Origin of the sequence: Polaribacter sp., from assembly GCF_036480315.1 — a bacterium.
Taxonomy (GTDB): domain Bacteria; phylum Bacteroidota; class Bacteroidia; order Flavobacteriales; family Flavobacteriaceae; genus Polaribacter.
Genome location: NZ_JAZGGG010000055.1, coordinates 108,150 through 129,679, shown reverse-complemented (window position 1 = coordinate 129,679; position 21,530 = coordinate 108,150). Strand labels below are relative to the sequence as shown.

At 32.4% G+C, this 21,530-nt stretch carries 18 protein-coding genes; 10 read left to right on the top strand and 8 right to left on the bottom strand.

The annotated features are described in order from the left end of the window. Positions 1 to 8 precede the first annotated feature (8 nt). Positions 9 to 731, top strand: a complete 723-nt coding sequence (locus V3V28_RS11850; RefSeq protein WP_331365222.1) for a rhomboid family intramembrane serine protease — start codon at positions 9 to 11, stop codon at positions 729 to 731. A gap of 7 nt (positions 732 to 738) precedes the next feature. On the opposite strand, the gene rlmB is transcribed toward V3V28_RS11850, so the two are convergent. The 8 genes from rlmB to V3V28_RS11810 all read right to left on the bottom strand — a co-directional run bounded on the left by rlmB (position 739) and on the right by V3V28_RS11810 (position 14,859). Then, positions 739 to 1,485, bottom strand: a complete 747-nt coding sequence (gene rlmB / locus V3V28_RS11845; protein WP_331365221.1) for a 23S rRNA (guanosine(2251)-2'-O)-methyltransferase RlmB — start codon at positions 1,483 to 1,485, stop codon at positions 739 to 741. A gap of 79 nt (positions 1,486 to 1,564) precedes the next feature. Further along, positions 1,565 to 2,932 carry a hypothetical protein gene (locus V3V28_RS11840; protein WP_331365220.1) on the bottom strand — a complete coding sequence of 456 codons (1,368 nt, stop codon included), beginning with the start codon at positions 2,930 to 2,932 and terminating at the stop codon, positions 1,565 to 1,567. 8 nt (positions 2,933 to 2,940) lie between these two features. Then, on the bottom strand, positions 2,941 to 3,807 hold the full coding sequence (locus V3V28_RS11835) for a hypothetical protein (protein WP_331365219.1): 867 nt from the start codon (positions 3,805 to 3,807) through the stop codon (positions 2,941 to 2,943). 23 nt (positions 3,808 to 3,830) lie between these two features. Beyond that, on the bottom strand, positions 3,831 to 5,240 hold the full coding sequence (locus V3V28_RS11830; protein ID WP_331365218.1) for a RagB/SusD family nutrient uptake outer membrane protein: 1,410 nt from the start codon (positions 5,238 to 5,240) through the stop codon (positions 3,831 to 3,833). Between the two features lie 14 nt (positions 5,241 to 5,254). Next, positions 5,255 to 8,320, bottom strand: coding sequence for a SusC/RagA family TonB-linked outer membrane protein (locus V3V28_RS11825; protein WP_331365217.1), 3,066 nt, complete (start codon positions 8,318 to 8,320; stop codon positions 5,255 to 5,257). A 154-nt stretch (positions 8,321 to 8,474) separates the two neighbouring features. After that, complete coding sequence (locus tag V3V28_RS11820) at positions 8,475 to 9,923, bottom strand: SusD/RagB family nutrient-binding outer membrane lipoprotein (RefSeq protein ID WP_331365216.1); 1,449 nt, start codon at positions 9,921 to 9,923, stop codon at positions 8,475 to 8,477. Between the two features lie 11 nt (positions 9,924 to 9,934). Next, positions 9,935 to 13,084, bottom strand: a complete 3,150-nt coding sequence (locus V3V28_RS11815; RefSeq protein WP_331365215.1) for a SusC/RagA family TonB-linked outer membrane protein — start codon at positions 13,082 to 13,084, stop codon at positions 9,935 to 9,937. 113 nt (positions 13,085 to 13,197) lie between these two features. Further along, a complete protein-coding gene (locus tag V3V28_RS11810) occupies positions 13,198 to 14,859 on the bottom strand; it encodes a ShlB/FhaC/HecB family hemolysin secretion/activation protein (protein ID WP_331365214.1) in 1,662 nt (553 codons plus the stop codon). Between the two features lie 222 nt (positions 14,860 to 15,081). Between V3V28_RS11810 and rpsL the strand changes: the two genes are divergently transcribed. The 9 genes from rpsL (at position 15,082) to rpsS (ending at position 21,524) form a co-directional block, all read left to right on the top strand. Beyond that, positions 15,082 to 15,456: a 30S ribosomal protein S12 gene (gene rpsL, locus V3V28_RS11805; protein WP_018943587.1), complete on the top strand. Its 375-nt coding sequence runs from the start codon at positions 15,082 to 15,084 to the stop codon at positions 15,454 to 15,456. A 130-nt stretch (positions 15,457 to 15,586) separates the two neighbouring features. Then, positions 15,587 to 16,066 carry a 30S ribosomal protein S7 gene (rpsG, locus tag V3V28_RS11800; protein WP_331365213.1) on the top strand — a complete coding sequence of 160 codons (480 nt, stop codon included), beginning with the start codon at positions 15,587 to 15,589 and terminating at the stop codon, positions 16,064 to 16,066. A gap of 5 nt (positions 16,067 to 16,071) precedes the next feature. Continuing rightward, complete coding sequence (gene fusA / locus V3V28_RS11795; RefSeq protein WP_331365212.1) at positions 16,072 to 18,189, top strand: elongation factor G; 2,118 nt, start codon at positions 16,072 to 16,074, stop codon at positions 18,187 to 18,189. 19 nt (positions 18,190 to 18,208) lie between these two features. Further along, a complete protein-coding gene (gene rpsJ, locus V3V28_RS11790) occupies positions 18,209 to 18,514 on the top strand; it encodes a 30S ribosomal protein S10 (RefSeq protein WP_004568745.1) in 306 nt (101 codons plus the stop codon). Between the two features lie 342 nt (positions 18,515 to 18,856). After that, positions 18,857 to 19,474: a 50S ribosomal protein L3 gene (gene rplC / locus V3V28_RS11785; RefSeq protein ID WP_331365211.1), complete on the top strand. Its 618-nt coding sequence runs from the start codon at positions 18,857 to 18,859 to the stop codon at positions 19,472 to 19,474. Continuing rightward, entirely contained in the window at positions 19,474 to 20,103 is a 630-nt protein-coding gene (gene rplD, locus V3V28_RS11780) for a 50S ribosomal protein L4 (RefSeq protein ID WP_331365210.1), read from the top strand. Before rplC ends, rplD begins: the two co-directional genes overlap by 1 nt. A gap of 9 nt (positions 20,104 to 20,112) precedes the next feature. Continuing rightward, positions 20,113 to 20,403, top strand: coding sequence for a 50S ribosomal protein L23 (gene rplW / locus V3V28_RS11775; RefSeq protein ID WP_331365209.1), 291 nt, complete (start codon positions 20,113 to 20,115; stop codon positions 20,401 to 20,403). A gap of 11 nt (positions 20,404 to 20,414) precedes the next feature. Further along, positions 20,415 to 21,239: a 50S ribosomal protein L2 gene (gene rplB, locus V3V28_RS11770; protein WP_331365208.1), complete on the top strand. Its 825-nt coding sequence runs from the start codon at positions 20,415 to 20,417 to the stop codon at positions 21,237 to 21,239. Between the two features lie 6 nt (positions 21,240 to 21,245). Further along, positions 21,246 to 21,524 carry a 30S ribosomal protein S19 gene (gene rpsS / locus V3V28_RS11765; protein WP_018943594.1) on the top strand — a complete coding sequence of 93 codons (279 nt, stop codon included), beginning with the start codon at positions 21,246 to 21,248 and terminating at the stop codon, positions 21,522 to 21,524. Positions 21,525 to 21,530: the final 6 nt, after the last annotated feature.

Here is a 21,530-nt window from a genome sequence, read left to right as displayed (position 1 = left end):
TAAAAATAGTGTTTGGTTCTATTTTTGCTATTTTTATGATGATGAATGATGATGATCAATTAAAAATATCGAAGTTAATTTTTATAATTCCTATTGTATATGTAATTAGTATTTGGTTCATTTATTGGGTTGAAATAACTTTTAGTTTCAATTTTAATAAGTTTGGTGTTTTTCCAAGAACTCTATTTGGGTTTAGAGGTGTTTTTTTAATGCATTTTATACATAGTGATACGGGTCATCTTTTTAACAATTCTATTCCTTTATTTGTACTTTTAAGTAGTCTTTTTTATTTTTATAAAGATGTTGCTTATAAAGTTTTACTGTTTGGCGGCTTTTTTACAGGGCTTTTAACTTGGGTAATTGCAAGGGAATCTTACCATATTGGGGCAAGTGGAATTGTGTATCTACTCTTTAGCTTTGTTTTCTTTAGTGGAATCATCAAAAAGCACTTCCGTTTGGTAGCGCTTTCATTAATAATTATTTTTCTCTATGGAAGTATGATTTGGTATGTTTTACCAATTAAAGAAGGTATGTCTTGGGAAGGTCATTTATCTGGTTTCTTAACAGGTTTTATTTTTGCTATAATATATAGAAATAAAGGGATTATTAAAAAAGAACACCATTTTTCAAATACAGACTTTGATTTATTATTTGATGATCATGGAAATTTCTCTCCCCCAAAAATAACCGAGGAAATAAATGAGAAAATAGATAATAAAGAAAGTGAATAATTAACAGCTAACTACTTATTCTCTGTCTAACAGTTTCGTATAAGAAAGCTCCACAAGCAACCGAAACATTTAAAGACGCTATTCCACCTAGTAAAGGTAATTTCGCCTTATAATCGACCATTTTAAGTATTGAAGGGTTTACACCTTTATGTTCAGAACCCATAATGATTGCTATTGGTTGATTTAAGTTAATATCGTAAATAGAATCTTCTGTTTTTTCTGTAGCAGCTACTGTTTTTATATCTTCTGCTTGTAATAGAAACAAAGCATCTTTAATGTGGTCTACTTTACAAATAGGAATTTTAAATGCAGCACCGGCAGAAGTTTTTATTGTTTCAGCGTTAACAGGTGCGCTTCCATTTTTTTGAATGATAATTCCATTAACACCAGTACATTCTGCTGTTCTAATTATAGCACCAAAATTACGTACATCAGACAATTGATCTAAAAGAAGAAATAAAGGAGTTTTCCCGCCTTCTAATGTTTCCTCAATTAACTTCTCTAAATCATAAAAGTCAATAGGAGAAATTTGTGCTACCGCACCTTGATGGTTGCTGTTTTTAGATAATCTATCTAATTTTTCAACAGGAACAATACTAGTAGCAATACTTTTTTCTTTAATCAATTTATTTAATTCATAGTATAAATCTCCTCTTAAAGCTTTTTGTAAATAAACTTTACTAATTGTAGAACCACTTTCTATAGCTTCAATAATTGCTCTAATACCAAAAATATTTGTAATTTCTTCTGTCATGCTGCAAATGTATGCTAAATAATGAGCAAAAAAAAACCACCTCGTAAAGAGGTGGTTAAATATTTAAAAAATTATTTTATTAGTAACCTATTGTACCGTTAAAATTCCTTTTTGTTATTTTTTTAGTAGCTTTAGATAATTTAATTGCATCATCCATAGACATAGATTTAGCATCTCTACTTCTAGCATATGTACCTATTCTTGTATAAATATAATCAATATCATCAATAGCAGTTCCACTAGTGTCACCAACTAAAGATAGATAATGTGTAATATTACCAGTACCAAAGTTATAAAAACCAGGATTTGGTCCAAAAAACCCTTCATAATGACTCCAAGATGTAGGTTGTCCTGCAGTAATAACTGAAGAAACAGGGCTTGGGTATTCGCCTAATGCGCCATCTGTTGCAGGATCAATATAAATTGGTAAAGTTTGTGGTTCTGGTAAACCAAATCCACCTAAAAATCCACTAAATAAATTAATACCGCTTAATGTATGACCTGTAGCATCTGAAGCATCTGCTGTAATTTCATAAGTACCAGTATCTGGTAAAAAGACACCTGGGTTACCTGTAAAAAGACCAGAATAAAAACCACTTAAACCACCATACCATACTGTAGAATAATCATATTGACCTGGCATTAATTTTGCTTGTTCAGCAATAGTAAATGCTCTAGTCCAGAAATAGTAACCAAAACCTGTTAAAGGAGCTACATCTTTTCCTGATTTATCTTTAAAAGTTCCAGGACCCCAAGTAACAAGTATAGCGTCATCAGGAGCAAAAGTACCATGATCATTTATAACTATTGAAGTACCACTAGTAACAAAGTTTACAGCACCATTTACATTAATTATTCTACCACCAAAGAAACCTTCAAAAGTAACGTCTCCTCCTTGGTAAAATACAGGCTCACTAAAAACTAAATTAAGAGCTCTAAATGGGCTATTTGCACCTGGTTGCACATTATGTGCAGGAGCAGTAGCTGCATCATCTCTTAAAAATACTGGGTCAGCTGTATCTGGTGTAGTAACAGTTAATTTTGTTACTGTTTCAGAAATAAAGTTATCAGCACTTTTATGAATTGCATATACATCATAAGTATAAGCACCATAAATTTTATTGTCTACTGTTATTGCTACAGGTGTAGAACCATCTACACTAAAATTACCAGCTTGTTGAAAACCATTTCCTGTATGAACTGCAGTAGAAGATGGTGCAGCTGTACCTGAAGGCACAACAGCATAATAACCTTCCCCTTTTGAAGAAGGACTATAAGTTACAACAAAACTGTTATCTGCGCTAGCAGTTGCATCTTCTGTTATTGTAAATGTAGTCGGAGATTCATATACTGCTGGGATGTACCCAGATTCATTGGTAGTATCACAAGCATAAAGCAATGTTGCTAAAGCTAATAGACCAAAGAATTTTTTAATATTTAATTTCATATTATTTTTTATTTTTTAGTTATTGTTTCTGTATAAACTCTTCTAACAGCACCACCTTGGTATAAAGTATAGTTTAATACCATTGTTTCTGAACAAGAAGTATAAATACCTGTAGCTTCAATTTCATAAAGAGGTTGAACTGCACCATTCCATGTAGTAGTACAAGATGGTTGTAAAGGAATATTTACTGCCCCAGTAACTAAATCTACAGTTACTTTTACTTTATGGCTAACTGTTACAACTTCATCCCAATACCCAGTATCAGTAATCCAAGCATAACTTAAACCTTCCATTAATAAGTCTGTACCATCAAAAGAAGTTTCAACCATAGTGTCATTAGGTCCAGCTTCACCTGCAGGAACATTATCCATTCCACCCCAAGCAGCAGCACCTAAGCCAGCTAAACTAAAAGCACAATCATCATCTTGTAAAGTTAACGTCATTACTTTACCGTTACCATCAGGTCCAGGGAATCCTAAACCTACTGGTGCACTGCTTAAAGTAATTGTTATTACTTTATCTCCATCTTCTAATGAATTATCAATAGGAATAATTTGAAGAGCATCCTGAAAAACACCAGGAGCTAACTCGAAACTAGATTTTCCATTAACTAATGTATAATGTACACCTTCAACAGCATTATCTGAAGCAATTGTAAAACCTACTGAAGTTGCTGTAGTTGCTGCTTCTGCAGATGTCGATAAATTTAAAACTACATCTATAGCTCCAGGATTAGATTCTAATACTGAAACAGATGATGAAGCTAATGATACAAATGCATCAGAAGGGAAAGATAGAGAGTCTACCGTTTCCTTACTTTCATCACAAGATACAAATAACGCAATGGCAGTAATTAGTGTGAATATTTTTTTCATTTTTTTATAATTTAAAATTATTATTAATTATATCCTGGTGATTGTACCATGTTTGGATTGCTGTTTAATTCTCTAATATCAATAGGGAAGTTAAATCTATGGTCTCCAGCAGGTAGTGTCATAACATCTGCAGGTACACCTGTTCCGTCAGCTAAATGACCCGAAGTTGATCTTGTAATAGTCATTCCAAATCTTTTAAGATCTGTAAATCTAGCACCTTCAAAAGCTAATTCTAACCTTCTTTCTAATTGAATAGCATCTTTTAATGCTTGTCCTGTTTCCCCACCTGATGCAAAACCAGAATATCTTTGAGATCTAACTGCATCTAAAGCTGTTAAAGCTGGTCCATCTTGATTTTGTGCAGCTAAAGCTTCTGCTTTTATTAACATAACTTCAGAAGCTCTTAATATTTTAGCATCTACGTTACCTAAAGCTGTAGTAGAAACACTATTATACCATTTTATAACATGGTTATAGTTAGCACCTCCAAATATACTAGTTTCCATATATGCTGTCGTTCTAATGTCATTAGATTGAAATAAAGAATAGAAAGCGAAATCTGGAACATATTCAGATTTAATACCATTTGCAGTTTGGTTGTATGGTACACCCAAAGTTCTGTTAGTAAGATCATCATTTCTAATTGCAAAAATAACTCCAGATCTATCAGAATCATCCCAAACTCCAGTAAAGTTTGCTCTAGGAGCCACTGAAGCAGAAACTTTGTTAGCTGCTGTTACTGCACCAGGCATATTACCCATATGAAGATAAACATTAGCTAAAACACCATTTACAGCATCTTTACCCATTCTGAAAGTACCGTTTGAAGTGTTAATTAAACTAGCAGCCATCTTTAAATCGTCAACTATTTTTTGATAAAATTCACCAACTGTTAAATCTCTAGCAGGAAAATCATTAATATCTGCAATAGTAATATAAGGCATACCTAATGTAGCATTAGAACCTCCACTTTGAGTAGGGATTTCTCCGTAATACTTAATTACATCAAAGTGAGCTAGTGCTCTAATAGCCATTGCTTCACCCATAATGTTGTTCTTGAAAGAACCTGCATCTAATTTGTCAGTATTTGCAAGAACAGTATTTACATTTCTTATTGCTCCATAAGCATCAAGCATATGAAAAGAACCTGAATTCTGATCATAATTCCAATCATGTCTTGCCTGTTGGCTTAACCTTCCTTCTCTACTGATAAGTAAATTATCTGACATTACATCACGAGATTGCATTGCACCTCCGTAATATGCACCACCTAACATTTCTACATAAGCACCATTAAGTGCGTTTGTAAATCCACCATTTGTAGCAAATGCTTCTTCAGCTGCTACTGTTGAAGTAGGAAAAGTATCAAGTCTATTATCACAAGAAGTTATTGCGACAACTAAAACTAATATTGTTAAAATATATTTTTTCATCTTTTATTGTTTTTTTAAAATTTAAGATCTATACCAAAAGAAATAGTTGTTAAAGTAGGGTAACTATTTAAACTATATTCACCAGGTATTTGGTCTCTTGTTGTACTACCTGGATTAGATTCAGCAGAACCAATACCAACTTCAGGATCTCCTTTGTAATATGGTACGTATGTCCATAAATTTGTTCCAGAGAAATACATTCTTATTTGAGTAAAAGGAACTTGCTCTAAAAAATCTGAAGGTAAAGTATACCCTAATTGTAAGTTTCTTAATCTAATATAATCTCCTCTTTGTAAATATCTTGTACTAAAACTACTTGAAGTTGTTCTATTATTTGCATTTACAGCACCATTATAACCATTTGTTACAGGGTTTGGTAATACGTTAGTATCTCCTGGGTTTTTCCAATAGTTAAAAGCATCAACTCTTTGGTTACTATTTGCTCCAGTACCATCAGTTAAATGTTGAGATTCAACTTCATTCATAATATAATTACCACCTTTAAAGTAGAAATCTGCTGTAAGATCTAATCCTTTATAAGTAACGCTTGTATTAAAACCACCGTCAAATTGAGCAAATGGAGTCTTACCACTTAATATTTTATTATCAGTATTACTAGTAGTTACATTGTCATTAGCATCTAAAAATAAAGCTTGACCGTTTGCAGGATTTACACCAACATATCTTGGTAAGAAAAAAGTATGAACCTCTTCACCAACACTTAATATAGAGTGCCTTGCGTAGTTTAATTGTAAATCATCATCACTAGCTAGTTTTAAAACTTCACTATCATATGTACTAAAAGTTACACCTGCAGTCCATCTTAAGTTTTCAGTTCTAAGTATATCACCTCTTAATTCAAATTCCCAACCAGAGTTTTCAACTTCTCCAATGTTTTTAAAAATTGATCCACCACCTTGAATTCTACTAATTGGCACACTTAATAGTAAATCAGTAGTATTTTTCTTATAGTAATCTACAACACCAGTAATTCTACTGTTAAATAAACCAAATTCTATACCTGCACCATATGTAAAACTTTGTTCCCAACCTAAATTAGGATCTCCGAATACTGAAGGAGCAGCAGAAGTATTACCATTGTATGAGTTAAAACCATAAGTTGTTATTGCTGGGTTGTTACCAATCTGGTCATTACCAGAAGTACCTGCATTAACTCTTAATTTAAGGTTATCAACTGTATCAGTTAATCCACTAAAGAAATCTTCTTTGTGAATATTCCAAGCTACAGAAGCACCCCAGAAAGTACCATATTTTGTGTTTTCACCAAAACGAGAAGAACCATCACGTCTTACAGTACCATTTAAAATATATTTTTCATCTAAAATATAATCAGCACTAGCTGCTACAGAAAATAAAGTTCTTCTTGCATTACTACCGTTTATTCTACTTGCTCTTGGTGTTGATCCAGCGTTTACAGTAGTAGGTCCGTTTATAACATAACCTTGTGCACCTGTTCTTGCATATTCTTGATACCAATCTTGGTATTCAACAAAAACTGTAGCATTTACCGCGTGTCTTTCGTTAAACGTTTTGTTAAAATTTAACTTGTTTAATAAAGAATATTGAAAAGTATTTGTTTTAGAATAAGTTGATGTACCTGTAGGAGTTCCATAAAAGATACCATCTAAAGCTGAACCTGCATGAAGGATACTTCTTGAAGTTCTATCGAAATAACTTACGTTAGTACCAAACTGGTAGCTAAATGCATCAGAAAATTTAATGTTAGCATTAAAAGTTCCGAAGAATCTATTATCAGTATCATTATCTTCATTAGCTCTTACTTGTGCTAAAGAATTTAAACCTTGATGTGTAGGGTTATATGTATCTAAACCTCTTAAGTTTGGAATACGGTCTCCATTAGCATCTGTTAAATAAACAGGCTCATAAGGATTAAAAGTAAAACGACCGTTTACTGGGTTTTGAATATTATTTCTATCTCTAGGATCTTGATCATTAGCAGTAGAAAAAGCTAAATTTGTACTTAAATCTAACCAGCTATTTGCATCATAACCAACGTTTAACCTTGTTGATGTTCTTTTAAACGCACTTTCTACTAATTCTATAATACCTGAATTAGAATCATTAGAGATTGACATAAAGTATGTTAACTTCTCATCTCCACCTGTTACAGATAAGTTTACAGAAGTAATTTCTGCATCTTTTAATAAAGCATCATTCCAATCATGATTTTGAGAAATTAAACGATCCCATTCACTTTGTAATAATACTGTAGAACCAGTACCAACTCCAATAGCTCTTTCATATTCAAGTTTTTCTGTTGCGTTCATCATTCTAAAATTCCTTTTAGCTTCTGATGCCAAACCTAACCTTGATTGAAATCTAATTTGAGCCTTTTTACCTTTTTTACCTTTTTTTGTTGTAATTACTACAACTCCATTAGCACCTCTTGCTCCATAGATTGCAGTACTTGCCGCATCCTTAAGAACATCCATTCTTTCAATATCTGAAGGATTAATACCAATGATTTGATCTTCATCTACCTGAATACCGTCTAAAAGGTATAAAGGTTCACTACCTGCATTAATAGAACCGATACCTCTAATTCTTACGAAAGCAGCATTACCTGGTTTTCCGTTTTGAGCGGTTACTTGTACACCTGTTGCAACTCCTTGTAAAGCATTATCAATACTAACTGAATTTGATTGCTTTTCTAATTGAGCGGATGTAACTGAAGATATTGCAGAAGATAAATCTCCTCTTTTTTTAGTAGTATATCCAATAACAATTACTTCTTCAAGTTGTTCTCCACCTTCAACCATCGTTACGTTGATAGTATTAGATCCACCAACAGTTTTCTCCGCAGATTTATATCCAAGGTATCTAAACACTAACACATCACCAGATTTAGCTTTGATAGAGTATTTACCATCAAAATCTGTTTCTGTACCTGCTGTTGTACCTTTAATTACTACACTTACTCCAGGTAAACCTCCTGATTCATCAGAAACAGTACCGGAAACAGTCTTCGTTTGTGCAAATGATATTTGCACGACCAACGCTAGTAATAGCGTTAAAATTCCATTAAACTTTGTCTTCATTTGTATAATTATTTGAATTAATTAACCCCAAAAGTCTTAAATTAATCTTAAATAAACAATTTTTTAACATAAAAAGAGCCGTAAAATATTTTACGGCTCTTTTAAATGTGTTAATTGTTACCTATTAATCACCTATTAATTAGGTGTTTATGGATTAATTTTTGTCCCACCATAATTTTGTATGAAGATCATCTGCTCCTTGAGATGCAACAACAGCTGCATAGTTTGTTGCATTATTATCTTCAACTGATGAATCATAAGCATCACGTACTGGAATTCTTGGGTCTACTGCATTCCCAGAAGGTGTAAGTACTGGCATATCTAATCTTCTCCATTCAGCCCAAGCTTCTGGTCCGTTTAAATATAAAGCAACCCACTTCTCATAAGCTATATTAGCTAAAGTTGAAGATGTATGAGCTGCAGTATACGCATCGATATCTGCTTGATCTACACCCCAAAAACTCATAGAGTCTTCAATTCCTTCTTTAAAGAAACTAGCTGTAGTTCCACTACCAACATTCCATCCTTTTAACTTAGCTTCAGCTAAAGAAAGATTAACATGTGCAGCAGTGTAAATAGGTGATTTATACGCTTGGTTACCAGTAACAGTAGTTGTAGGTAAAGAATAATCTTGTACGTTTCCGTTAACATAACCATTTGGTGCTCCAACAAATTTAGCATCTATACCACCTGGGAAATTTGTACTTGTTGTTGAGCCATCTCTAGATGGTTCAACAAATTTAAATAACCTAGGATCTAAATTAGATCTTAATTCACTAGCCATTGTTTCAGAAAGTAAGTAATCTACTCTAGATTCAAATCTATCTTCCCAAGGATTATCACTGTTATCGTCTGTACCAAAATTAAACAAAATATTGTCAGAATTACTTCTAACAACACCTGCAGCTACAGCTTCTTCAAATTTTGATTTTGCTAAAGAGGCATTAGCATCAGAAATTCTTAATGCCATTGTCATTTTTAAAGTATTTGCAAACATTCTCCATCTAGTCATGTCTCCACTAAAAATGATGTCTCCTTGAGGACCTGCATTAAGGTTTATTAACGTTAAAGCTTCTTCTATTTCTGCAAACATTAAAGTGTATAGTTCTTCTTGACTATCAAACTTTGGTTGTGGAAATGAAATTCCTTGAAATGCTTCTGACCAAGGTAAAGCTCCCCAACGATCTGTTATATACTGAAGATAATATGCTCTCATTATCTTTGCAACTGCCATTTGGTTATTGTTGTCACCAAAAGCTGCTGCTCCTCCCATTAATTCAGTATCTGAATTAATTTTAATAATCTCATTTAAATTCTGAATAGGACCTGTATACCAACCATTATAACTACTTGTTAAAGTTGCATATCTAGAAAAACCTGGATATTGACCTTCAGTAAGTTGTTGTGTATATAAAATCCCTTGCATACTTGTTACAACAGAGTTTCCAATAGACGTTTGTGCACTTGTTAATAACTGTGAAGTTACCGCAGATGTAGGTCCATTTGGGTTATCGTTTATATCTCCAAAATCTATAGAGTCACATGAACTATAGAATATAGAAACACATATTAATAATGCTATGTTTTTTATTGTTTTTTTCATTTTATTCTATTTTAAAATCTTAAATTTAAGTTTAAACCAATGGTTCTAGTATTTGGTAATTGACCAGCTTCTGCCCAGTTGTAACCACTTCTTTTTTCAATTTCAGAAGGATCAATCCAAGGTAAATCTGAATAAATTAACCATACATTATTAGCATATAAACCAAGCGTAGCGCTTTTTATTTTTAATTTATCAGTAACTACTTTATCAAAAGTATAGTTTAATCTAACAGTTCTTAACTTAACATAAGTAGCATCATGTACATTGTTTTCATAGATGTTACCTAAATTACCTAAACTATAATGCCCTGAAGCTTCTACATATTTATCTACAACAGTACCATCAGAAATTGGTGTTCCGTTTGCATCTGTACCTGTTTGTAATACACCTACTATATGAACTCCACCACCACTAGCAATAGGATCTCTTTTTGGATTTCCTTTGTCGTTTAGACCTGCTGTTACAGATGCTAAACCAGAATGGTTAAAGTATCTTTCTGTTCTTGAATAGTATTTACCACCACTTTGAAAATCAAAGCCTAAATTTAAACCAAAGTTTTTATAAGTCATTGTAGATGTAAAACCACCTGTAAAATCTGGTAATAAACTACCTAATAACTTATTAGTTTCTCTTGCATAAGAATCACCAGCAGTAAAGATTTTAGAACCATCTGTATGAGTTGCAAATCCTCTTCCGTAGAATAATCCCCATTCTTGACCAACTCTTTCTTGTAACTTCATGTTTGAAGTATAAGTACTTAAGTTTCTAGATTCAATTCCAGGATATAATTCATTAACGAATCTTGATAAAGTTGCAAAGTTAACACCAACATTCCAGTTAAAGTTTTCTGATTTAACTACATCTCCAAAAAAACCTAATTCTATACCTTTAGAAGTTTGTTTTCCTGAATTTAATACAATAGAAGAATAACCTGTAGATCCATCTAAAGGAACTGTTACCGGTATATCACTATCAACTCTATTAAAGTATGTAAAATCTAAAGAGAATCTATTATTAAAAAATTGTAATTCTGTACCAATTTCAGTCTCTGTTCTTAATCCACCAACTAAATCTGGGTTCTCTTGTCTTCCTGGAACAGATAAAGTTCCGTTTCCGTTATATAAATCACCTACATTATATGTGCTACCTACATTGTAAGGATTAGGGAAATAAGGGGCTTGTGCATAACCAAGTCTTATTTTAGAAAATGTTAAAACATCATTTTTAGGAATTACTTTATTAGCTAAAAAACTTAATGAAGTACCAAATGTTTCAACTCTATTGTCATCAGCTTTTGCAGTAGAAGACCAGTCGAATCTATATGACCCATCTAAATATAATGTGCTTTTGTATCCTAAAGATCCTTTAACAAATAAACCTCTTCTTTCATCTTTTCTAGTGAAGTTAGAAGAACTTACGGCATCTTTTGAACCCGCTAAGTTATAAAAACCAGGTATTGTTAATCCACCAACAGTATTAGAACGAAGCGCATTATATTCTGTTTGAATTTTTTCAGCACCAAGACTTGCATTGAAATCTAAATCTCCATCTAAATATTTATCAGCATAATTTACCATACCGAAATATTCAATTCTTTCATTTCTTAAAGCAAATTCAGCATAAAAAGAAGTATCTAATAAACTTTTAGTTGTTCCTCTATCATTTTGAGTGTATGAGTGAAATGTTCTTCTAACTTCTCCAGTAACATTAAACTTGTCATTAATTGTGTAAGTACCGCCAATTTTACCAAATGTAGAATTTTTGTATTGATTTTTAAAGTTCTCGTAAGAATGTAAAAAAGGAGAATCCCAATATAAAGGTTTAGGATTTCTTGGTCCATTAATATTCCAAGAAGTTAAAGCACCGTTACGTTCGTAATTTCTTAAACGAGACATATCTAATTGACGTTGCCACCATTGGTTCATGTTTGAAGCTAAATTTCCATAACCCTGATCAGGATCATTTAATGTATGTCTGTCTTCGTAATTGATGTTTGTAAATAATTTAAATTTTTCAGACATGTCGTATGAAAGATTTATAGAAAATTTAGAAGAACTTCTATTAGAATTAGGTATAATTCCGTTTGCTCTTAAATCTGAAATTGTTGTTCTAACATTATAATCTTCACCACCTTTAGAAAAAGCTAATGTTACAAATTGAGTAATAGCTGCATCAAAAAAGTTTTTTACGTTATCTTCATTTGCAACCCAAGGTCTTAATTCACCAAATTCTGGTGTATTAGGAACCCAACTATCCCAATGACGAACTAAAGTACCATCTAATTTTGGTCCCCAGCTTTCATCTGCTTGATATAATGGCATTTTATGGCCATCAAAACTTGCCCAACTAGCAGGGTCTGTAGCTGCATTGTATGAGAAAGTATCCCAAGTTTGGCTATAACCACCACCATATTCGTTTTGGTAATCTGGTAATGTAGCAACAGTATTTACAGATGTATTAAAATCTAATTCAAATGTAGTTTCTCCTTTAGTAGCAACTTTAGAAGTAATTACAATTACACCATTTCTTCCATCAGGACCATAAACTGCAGTTGCAGCAGCTCCTTTAAGAACAGACATACTAGCAATGTTTTCAGTATTAATATCACTTGTAGAGTATACTCTAATACCATCTACAACGTATAATACATTGTCACTACCTCTTAATCTAATTGTAGAGTTACCAAAGGTAGAACTTGAGTTACCAATAATTTGCACACCAGATACTTTACCTGCTAATGCATTAGATAAATCTGTTTCTTTTGCCTGAGTTAATGCTGGTCCTGCTACAGTTTGTTGAGAGAAACCAATAGATTTTTTTTCTCTTTTAATACCATAGGCAGTAATAACAATTTCCTCTAAAGTACTTGCATCTTCAACCATTGCTATATCTATGGTGTTAGAAGTACCTACTGTTTTGTCAATAGTTTTATATCCTACATAACTAAAGCTTAAAACGTCTCCTTGTTTTGCTTTAATAGAATATTTACCATTAAAATCTGTTTGAGTTCCCTTACTTGTACCTTTTATTGAAACACTTACACCTGGTAGTGAGCCAGAAGTGTCTGATACTGTTCCGGAAACTGTTTTTTCCTGTGCAAAGGATACTTGCACCAAGAACGCTAGTAATAGCGTTAAAATTCCTTTAAACCTTGTTTTCATTATTAAATAAATTTGAATTAATTGCGCCAAATATCTTAATAAAATGTTAAAGAAACAATCTTTTTGATAAAAAATGTAAGTTTACTATATCGATTTCGAACTTAACCTATGGTTTAAAGATTAATAGTCCAGTTGATTATTAGTTTAACCTTCTCATAATTAAACTTTTGAATTGAATTTTTTCCTAAAATAGTGGAAATATTTACTTGCGAATTTTTGGTTGTAAACAGGTACCCTAGACCAATTCCAAGAAAATTATCTTTATTAAGAGATGTTTTAATTTTACCGAAGTCAGTAATTGAGTATAAATAAGAGTTTTGAGAAGTTAAATAGCGGTATTCAACATTAAAAAAAGTATAGTTATTAGTAAAAATGCTTTGTTCGTTGAAACCTCTTATTGTGTTTGCACCACCAATCCTATATAGTTCATTGTCTATTATGCCATCTGAATTTAAATAACCTATTTTATTTCTTATGTAAATACTGTTTCTAATGTTTATATCCCAAATATATGATATTGATGTTTCTATTTTAAATTGAGTTGAAGTTTTGTCTTCTGTTTTTCTCTTACCAAAACTAGGATTCACTTCAAGACTGAACTTGTCATTGAAAAAGAAATCATTTTTAGGTGTTTTATATTCAAATCGAAACCCAAAAAAGGAATTACTATAAGTTTTAATATTGTTATTAATACTTTTATCAAGGTTTTCAGAGTTTTCTGAATTATAGGTAAAAGCAATTTTGGCTCTTGAATTTAAATTGTAGAATAGTTTAGAGTTGAAATTAGTGTTTAAAAACGTAGAATCTTGTTTATAAATAGAAAATGAAATTTCAGGCGTTATTATTGAGTTAAATATATACGGTATTTCCGTTGAAATTTTAAATTCCTGTCGTTCATCACCAATACTATTCCAAAATAATTCAAATTTTTCTCCTTTATTTAATATATTATTTAATTTTAAATCCAAGTTTCCGTTAAATACAATATCACCATTTTCTTTCGAAGTGAAGTTTATTAAACCATCAAAACTATTATTTTTATATTTTTTTAAATACATATATAATAAGGTAGAATCTTTGGTGAACAAAACTTCTGCGGGTTTTATTTCTTTTATAAATCGAAGACTTTTAGATGCGTTGGTTATTTTGCTAATTTTCTCTTTACTAAAAATAGTTTTATTATTTATATTGTAGAAATTTTTAATGTAAGACTTTGGGAAGTCATCATAACCTTTCACTATAACTCTATTTATAGTTCTTTTTTTTGACTGAAGTATTTTAAGATCAGCAAAAAGTATGTTGTTTTTAAGTTTTATGTTTTTTAAGAATACTTTAGAAAATGTCTTTCCTTTATTATCTAGTTCAATAGATATTTGTAATAAGGTAGATTGTAATCTTTCTATAGGAATAGAAAAAGAATTGTTTTTTATTTTTAAATTTTTAAATTCAATTTCAGTAGTAAAAATATTGATAATCGCTTTTTCAATTTTTTCATTTAATGAAAAATAGATTGTATAGTTTTTGTCACTCTTTATAATACTATCTATAGAATTTGCAAAATAGCCAACCTTCTTAAGGTAGTCAGAAATTTTATAAGCTTCATTTTTTATTGAAAGTGAATCTTTATGTTTTTTTATATAATCTATTTTTTGTAGAAAGACTTTGTCTAGTTTATTCTTTGATGTTAACTCTAGCGTTAAATCTTGAGCAAGATAGTTTTTAGAAAAAAGAAATAATAGAAGTGTAATTATATATAGGTATGTTTTTTTCTTCAATTTTGATATATTAATATTTTCAAATGTAAATGAATTTCAAGGATTTTAATTGTATTTTTTTAAAACTAGAGAATGAGTTTATAGTAGGTAAATTGTTTCAAAAAGGTGTTTTTTAAAAAATAACTATCTGATATTTGTATAATTATAAATTAGTTGTACATTTGCAAACCTTTTTAAAAGGGTAAAATTATAATTATAAACGTAAAACAGTAATTATTTAGTATGCCAACTATTCAACAATTAGTTCGTAAAGGAAGAACCAAAATAACTAAGAAGAGTAAATCGGCTGCATTGTCGTCTTGTCCTCAAAGACGTGGAGTATGTACTCGTGTTTATACCACAACACCAAAAAAACCTAATTCAGCAATGCGTAAAGTTGCCAGAGTTAGATTAACTAATGGTAATGAGATAAACGCGTACATCCCAGGTGAAGGACATAACTTACAAGAGCACTCGATAGTATTAGTTAGAGGTGGAAGGGTAAAAGATTTGCCAGGAGTAAAGTATCACGTAGTACGTGGGGCTTTAGATACAGCGGGAGTTGAGGGAAGAACTCAACGTAGATCAAAGTATGGTGCAAAACGCCCAAAGAAGTAGAGGTTAGAAGTTAAAAGTTAAAGATTAAAGATTGAAAATTAAGAAGACGTTATTGTCTGATTTGTTTTTAGTTAATAATTGATAATTAATGACCAATAACTAATTTAATTAACTTTTTTAATGTAAAGACATGAGAAAAAGAGCAGCAAAAAAAAGAGTCTTATTACCAGATCCAAAGTTTAACGATCAGTTAGTAACACGTTTCGTTAACAACTTAATGTGGAGTGGTAAGAAGTCTGTAGCGTTTAAAGTGTTTTATGACGCTTTAGAGCTAGTAGAAGAAAGAAAAGGTGAAGACGAAGAAAAATCGGCTTTAGAAATTTGGAAAGAAGGTTTGTCTAATGTAATGCCTCACGTAGAAGTAAGATCTCGTCGTGTTGGTGGAGCAACATTCCAAATTCCAATGCAGATTAGACCAGACCGTAAAGTGTCAATGGCTATCAAATGGATGATTTTGTATACTCGTAAGAGAAACGAAAAAACTATGGCACAGCGTTTAGCTGCTGAAATTTTAGCTGCGGCTAAGGAAGAAGGAGCTGCAGTGAAAAAGCGTACTGACACTCATAAGATGGCAGAAGCAAATAAAGCATTCTCACACTTCAGATTTTAATAGAAATGGCTAGAGATTTAAGATATACAAGAAATATTGGTATTGCAGCACATATTGATGCTGGTAAAACCACAACAACAGAACGTGTATTGTATTATACAGGTGTTTCTCATAAAATTGGAGAAGTACATGATGGCGCAGCTACAATGGACTGGATGGAGCAAGAGCAAGAAAGAGGTATTACAATTACTTCTGCTGCTACTACTTGTACATGGCAGTTTCCAACGGAGAATAATGCTCCTGTAGATGATACAAAAGACTACCATTTTAATATTATTGATACGCCTGGTCACGTAGATTTTACTGTAGAAGTAAATAGATCTTTACGTGTATTAGATGGTTTAGTTTTCTTATTTAGTGCAGTTGATGGTGTTGAGCCTCAATCTGAAACTAACTGGAGACTTGCTGATAATTATAAAGTGCCAAGAATTGGTTTCGTTAATAAAATGGACCGCCAAGGATCTGATTTTATGATGGTTTGTGACCAAGTAAAAACAATGTTAGGTTCTAATGCAGTGCCAATTGTTTTAAATATTGGTGATGAAGAGAACTTTAAGGGTATTGTAGATCTAGTTAAAAATAGAGCTATTATATGGCATGAAGAAGGAATGGGGGCAACATTTGATATTGTTGATATTCCTGAAGAATTAAAAGAAGAAGCTAAATTATTACGTGCTAACCTTATTGAGGAAGTAGCTAGTTATGATGAGAACTTACTGGAAAAATTCATGGAAGATGAAGATTCTATAACAGAAGAAGAAGTGCACAATGCATTGAGATCTGCTGTAATGGATATGGCTATCATTCCTATGATTTGTGGTTCAGCTTTTAAAAATAAAGGTGTTCAGTTTCTTTTAGATGCTGTATGTCGTTATTTACCTTCTCCTATGGATAAAGAAGGTATTGTTGGAATGAATCCAGATACTGAACAAGAAGAGATTCGTAAGCCAGATGTAAAAGAGCCTTTTGCTGCTTTAGCATTTAAAATTGCTACAGATCCTTTTGTAGGACGTTTAGCATTCTTTAGAGTATATTCTGGACGTTTAGATGCAGGTTCATATGTTTTAAATAACCGTTCTGGTAAAAAAGAACGTATTTCTCGTATTTACCAAATGCATGCTAATAAACAAAACGCTATCGATTATATCGAGGCTGGAGATATTGGTGCGGCAGTAGGTTTTAAATCGATTAAAACAGGAGATACTTTAACAGCAGAGAAATTTCCATTAGTATTGGAATCTATGGATTTTCCAGACCCAGTAATTGGTATCGCTGTTGAACCAAAAACAAAAGCGGATGTAGATAAGTTAGGTATTGGACTTGCTAAGTTAGCAGAGGAAGATCCTACTTTTACAGTGCGTTCAGACGAAGCTTCAGGACAGACTATTATTTCTGGAATGGGTGAGTTGCATTTAGATGTACTTGTAGATCGTTTAAGACGTGAGTTTAATGTTGAAGTAAATCAAGGTCAACCTCAAGTAGAGTATAAAGAAGCGATTACTGCTGAAACAAATCATAGAGAAGTTTACAAAAAACAATCCGGTGGTCGTGGTAAATTTGCAGATATTGCATTTACTATAGGACCTGCTGATGAAGGTGTTCAGGGATTACAGTTCGCATCTGTTATTAAAGGTGGTAATGTTCCTAGAGAATTTGTTCCTTCTGTAGAGAAAGGTTTCAAAGAAGCTATGAAGAACGGTCCTTTAGCAGGTTATGAAATGGATTCAATGAAAGTTACTTTAAGAGATGGGTCTTTCCACGCGGTGGATTCTGATGCATTGTCTTTTGAATTAGCTGCAAGAATGGGGTATAAAGCTTCTGCAAAATCTGCAAAAGCAAAAATCATGGAACCTTTAATGAAGGTAGAAGTGTTAACTCCTGAAGCTAACATGGGTGATATCGTTGGAGATTTAAATAGAAGAAGAGGTCAAGTTAACGACATGAGTGATCGTGCTGGGTCTAAAGTTGTAAAAGCTATTGTTCCATTATCTGAAATGTTCGGATACGTAACAGCTTTAAGAACTATGTCTTCTGGTAGAGCAACTTCTACTATGGAATTTTCACATTATGCAGAAACTCCTTCAAATGTATCTGAAGAAGTAATAGCAAAATCTAAAGGTTAATCTACTTAATAATTAAAAGATGAGTCAAAAAATTAGAATAAAATTAAAGTCTTACGATTACAATTTAGTAGATAAATCTGCTGAAAAAATAGTAAAGACGGTAAAAAGTACTGGTGCTGTAGTTAACGGACCTATACCTTTACCAACACATAAAAAGATTTTTACAGTATTACGTTCACCACACGTAAACAAAAAATCTAGAGAGCAGTTTCAATTAGCTTCTTACAAAAGATTATTAGATATTTATAGTTCTTCTTCGAAAACTATTGATGCTTTAATGAAATTGGAGTTGCCAAGTGGAGTTGAAGTTGAGATTAAAGTTTAGTAAAACTTTAATCAAACATTCTGAACTTGTTTCAGAATCTCAACAATAAAGTGAAAGTGAATATTAACTTTCGGTTTAATTTTGTTAAACCGAAAGTTTTTTATATTTTTGCAACCCGAATTAGAGTAGGGTGATGCTGTTTTTTGATAAAAATTGAATAATAGTAACATGTCCGGAGCGTTTCGCGAAGGAAAAACGGAAAAACAAAATCAGCGTTGAATTTGTTTTGCGCTGTTTTTTTTGGATGAAACTTAAAGGATTGATATGAAACAATAGTTTCAAACAAATAATTATTAATAGACGCGCTGGATAATTAAATCTATCGTCTAAAATTTTAACTAAATGTCTGGGTTAATAGGAAGAAAGATTGGAATGACCAGCTTATTCGACGAAAACGGGAAGAACATTCCTTGTACAGTAATCGAAGCAGGTCCTTGCGTTGTCACTCAGGTCAGAACCGAAGAGGTTGACGGCTATAGTGCGTTGCAGCTTGGTTTCGATGACAAAAAAGCAAAGAGTTCTAACAAAGCGTTAGATGGTCACTTTAAAAAGGCCGGCTCTACAGCTAAAAAGAAAGTCGTTGAATTTCAAGGATTTGAAGGAGAGTTTAAATTAGGAGATTCTATCTCTGTAGATCACTTTGAAGAAGGTGAATTTGTAGATGTATCGGGTGTTTCTAAAGGTAAAGGTTTTCAGGGTGTTGTAAAACGTCATGGATTTGCCGGTGTTGGTCAAGCAACTCACGGTCAACATAACCGTTTAAGAGCTCCAGGGTCAATTGGTGCTGCATCTTACCCTGCTAGAGTATTCAAAGGAATGCGAATGGGAGGCCGTATGGGTGGAGATAAAGTGAAAGTTCAAAACTTAAAAGTATTAAAAGTAGTTGCTGAAAAGAACTTACTTGTTGTTAAAGGAGCAGTTCCTGGACACAAAAATGCTTTTGTAACTATTCAGAAATAATGAAAGTAGCAGTTTTAGATATTACAGGAAAAGATACAGGTAGAAAGGTTGAGCTTTCTAAAGATGTATTCGGTATAGAGCCTAATGACCACGCTATTTATTTAGATGTTAAGCAATACTTGGCAAATCAACGTCACGGAACGCATAAAGCTAAAGAGAGAGCTGAAATAGCGGGATCTACAAGAAAGATAAAAAAACAAAAAGGAACTGGTACTGCAAGAGCAGGTTCTATCAAGTCTGGTGTTTTTAGAGGTGGTGGACGTATGTTCGGACCAAGACCAAGAGATTATTCTTTTAAATTGAATAAAAACTTAAAGCGTTTAGCACGTAAGTCAGCTTTAAGTATTCAAGCAACAGATAATAATTTAGTAGTTGTTGAAGATTTTGACTTTGATAGTCCAAAGACAAAAAACTTTACAAATCTATTAGATGCATTAGCTTTAGACGCTAGGAGATCTTTATTTGTTTTAAATGGATTAAATACTAATGTGTATTTATCTTCTCGAAACTTAAAAGGTTCTACAGTAATAAATGCTTCAGATTTAAATACTTATGGTATTTTAAATGCAAGTAAAATAGTGATTACTGAAGGTTCTTTAGAAGGAATTAATACAAACTTAAGCAAATAGGGAATCAAAATGAGTATTTTAATAAAACCTATTATCACGGAAAAAGCAACAAACGATAGCGAATTATTTAATCGTTTTACATTTGTTGTAGATAAAAAAGCTAACAAATTAGAAATTAAAAATGCTGTTGAAACAGCATATGGAGTTTCTATCTTAAGCGTTAAGACTTTAAATTACCCAATTCAAAGAAATACTAAATTTACTAAAAAAGGTTTAGTAACAGGTATTAAGAGTGGGTACAAAAAAGCTGTCGTTCAAGTAGCGGAAGGAGAAAGCATTGATTTTTATAACAATCTTTAAGAAAGACAAAAATGTCAGTTAGAAAATTAAAACCAATAACACCAGGTCAGCGTTTTAGAGTTGTAAATGGGTTCGACACCATAACAACTGATAAGCCGGAGAAAAGTTTACTTGCTCCGAAAAAACGATCTGGAGGTCGAAACAGTCAGGGTAGAATGACAACACGTAATATAGGTGGTGGTCATAAACAAAGATATCGTATTATCGATTTTAAAAGAGATAAAGCAGGTATTCCCGCAACAGTTAAAACTATAGAGTACGATCCAAATCGTACAGCATTTATTGCACTATTAAGTTATGCTGATGGAGAAAAACGTTATGTAATTGCACAAAACGGTTTACAAGTAGGTCAAACTATTATTAGAGGAGAAGGAGTAGCACCAGAAATTGGTAATGCTATGACTTTAAACGAAATTCCTTTAGGAACTACAATTTCTTGTATAGAATTACGTCCAGGTCAAGGTGCTGTTATGGCTCGTTCTGCTGGTTCTTTTGCTCAATTAATGGCAAGAGACGGTAAGTATGCAACTGTAAAGTTACCTTCTGGTGAAACAAGATTAATCTTGTTAACGTGTTTAGCTACTATTGGAGTGGTTTCAAATTCTGATCATCAATTACTAGTATCTGGTAAAGCAGGTAGAAGAAGATGGTTAGGTAGAAGACCTAGAGTTAACGCTGTAAGAATGAATCCAGTTGATCACCCAATGGGTGGTGGAGAAGGACGTGCTTCAGGTGGACATCCAAGATCTAGAAATGGTATTCCTGCTAAAGGATTTAAGACAAGGTCTAAAACCAAAGCTAGTAATAAGTATATTATAGAACGTAGAAAGAAATAATAAGTTATGGCAAGATCATTAAAAAAAGGACCTTACGTTCACTATAAATTAGAGAAAAAAGTGTTAGCTAATGTAGACGCTGGAAACAAAACTGTAATCAAAACTTGGTCTAGAGCAAGTATGATTACTCCAGATTTTGTTGGACAAACAATTGCTGTTCATAATGGACGTCAGTTTGTACCAGTTTATGTTACAGAAAACATGGTAGGGCATAAGTTAGGCGAATTTTCACCAACTCGTTCTTTTAGAGGACACGCTGGTGCAAAAAATAAAGGAAAAAAATAGTAGGAT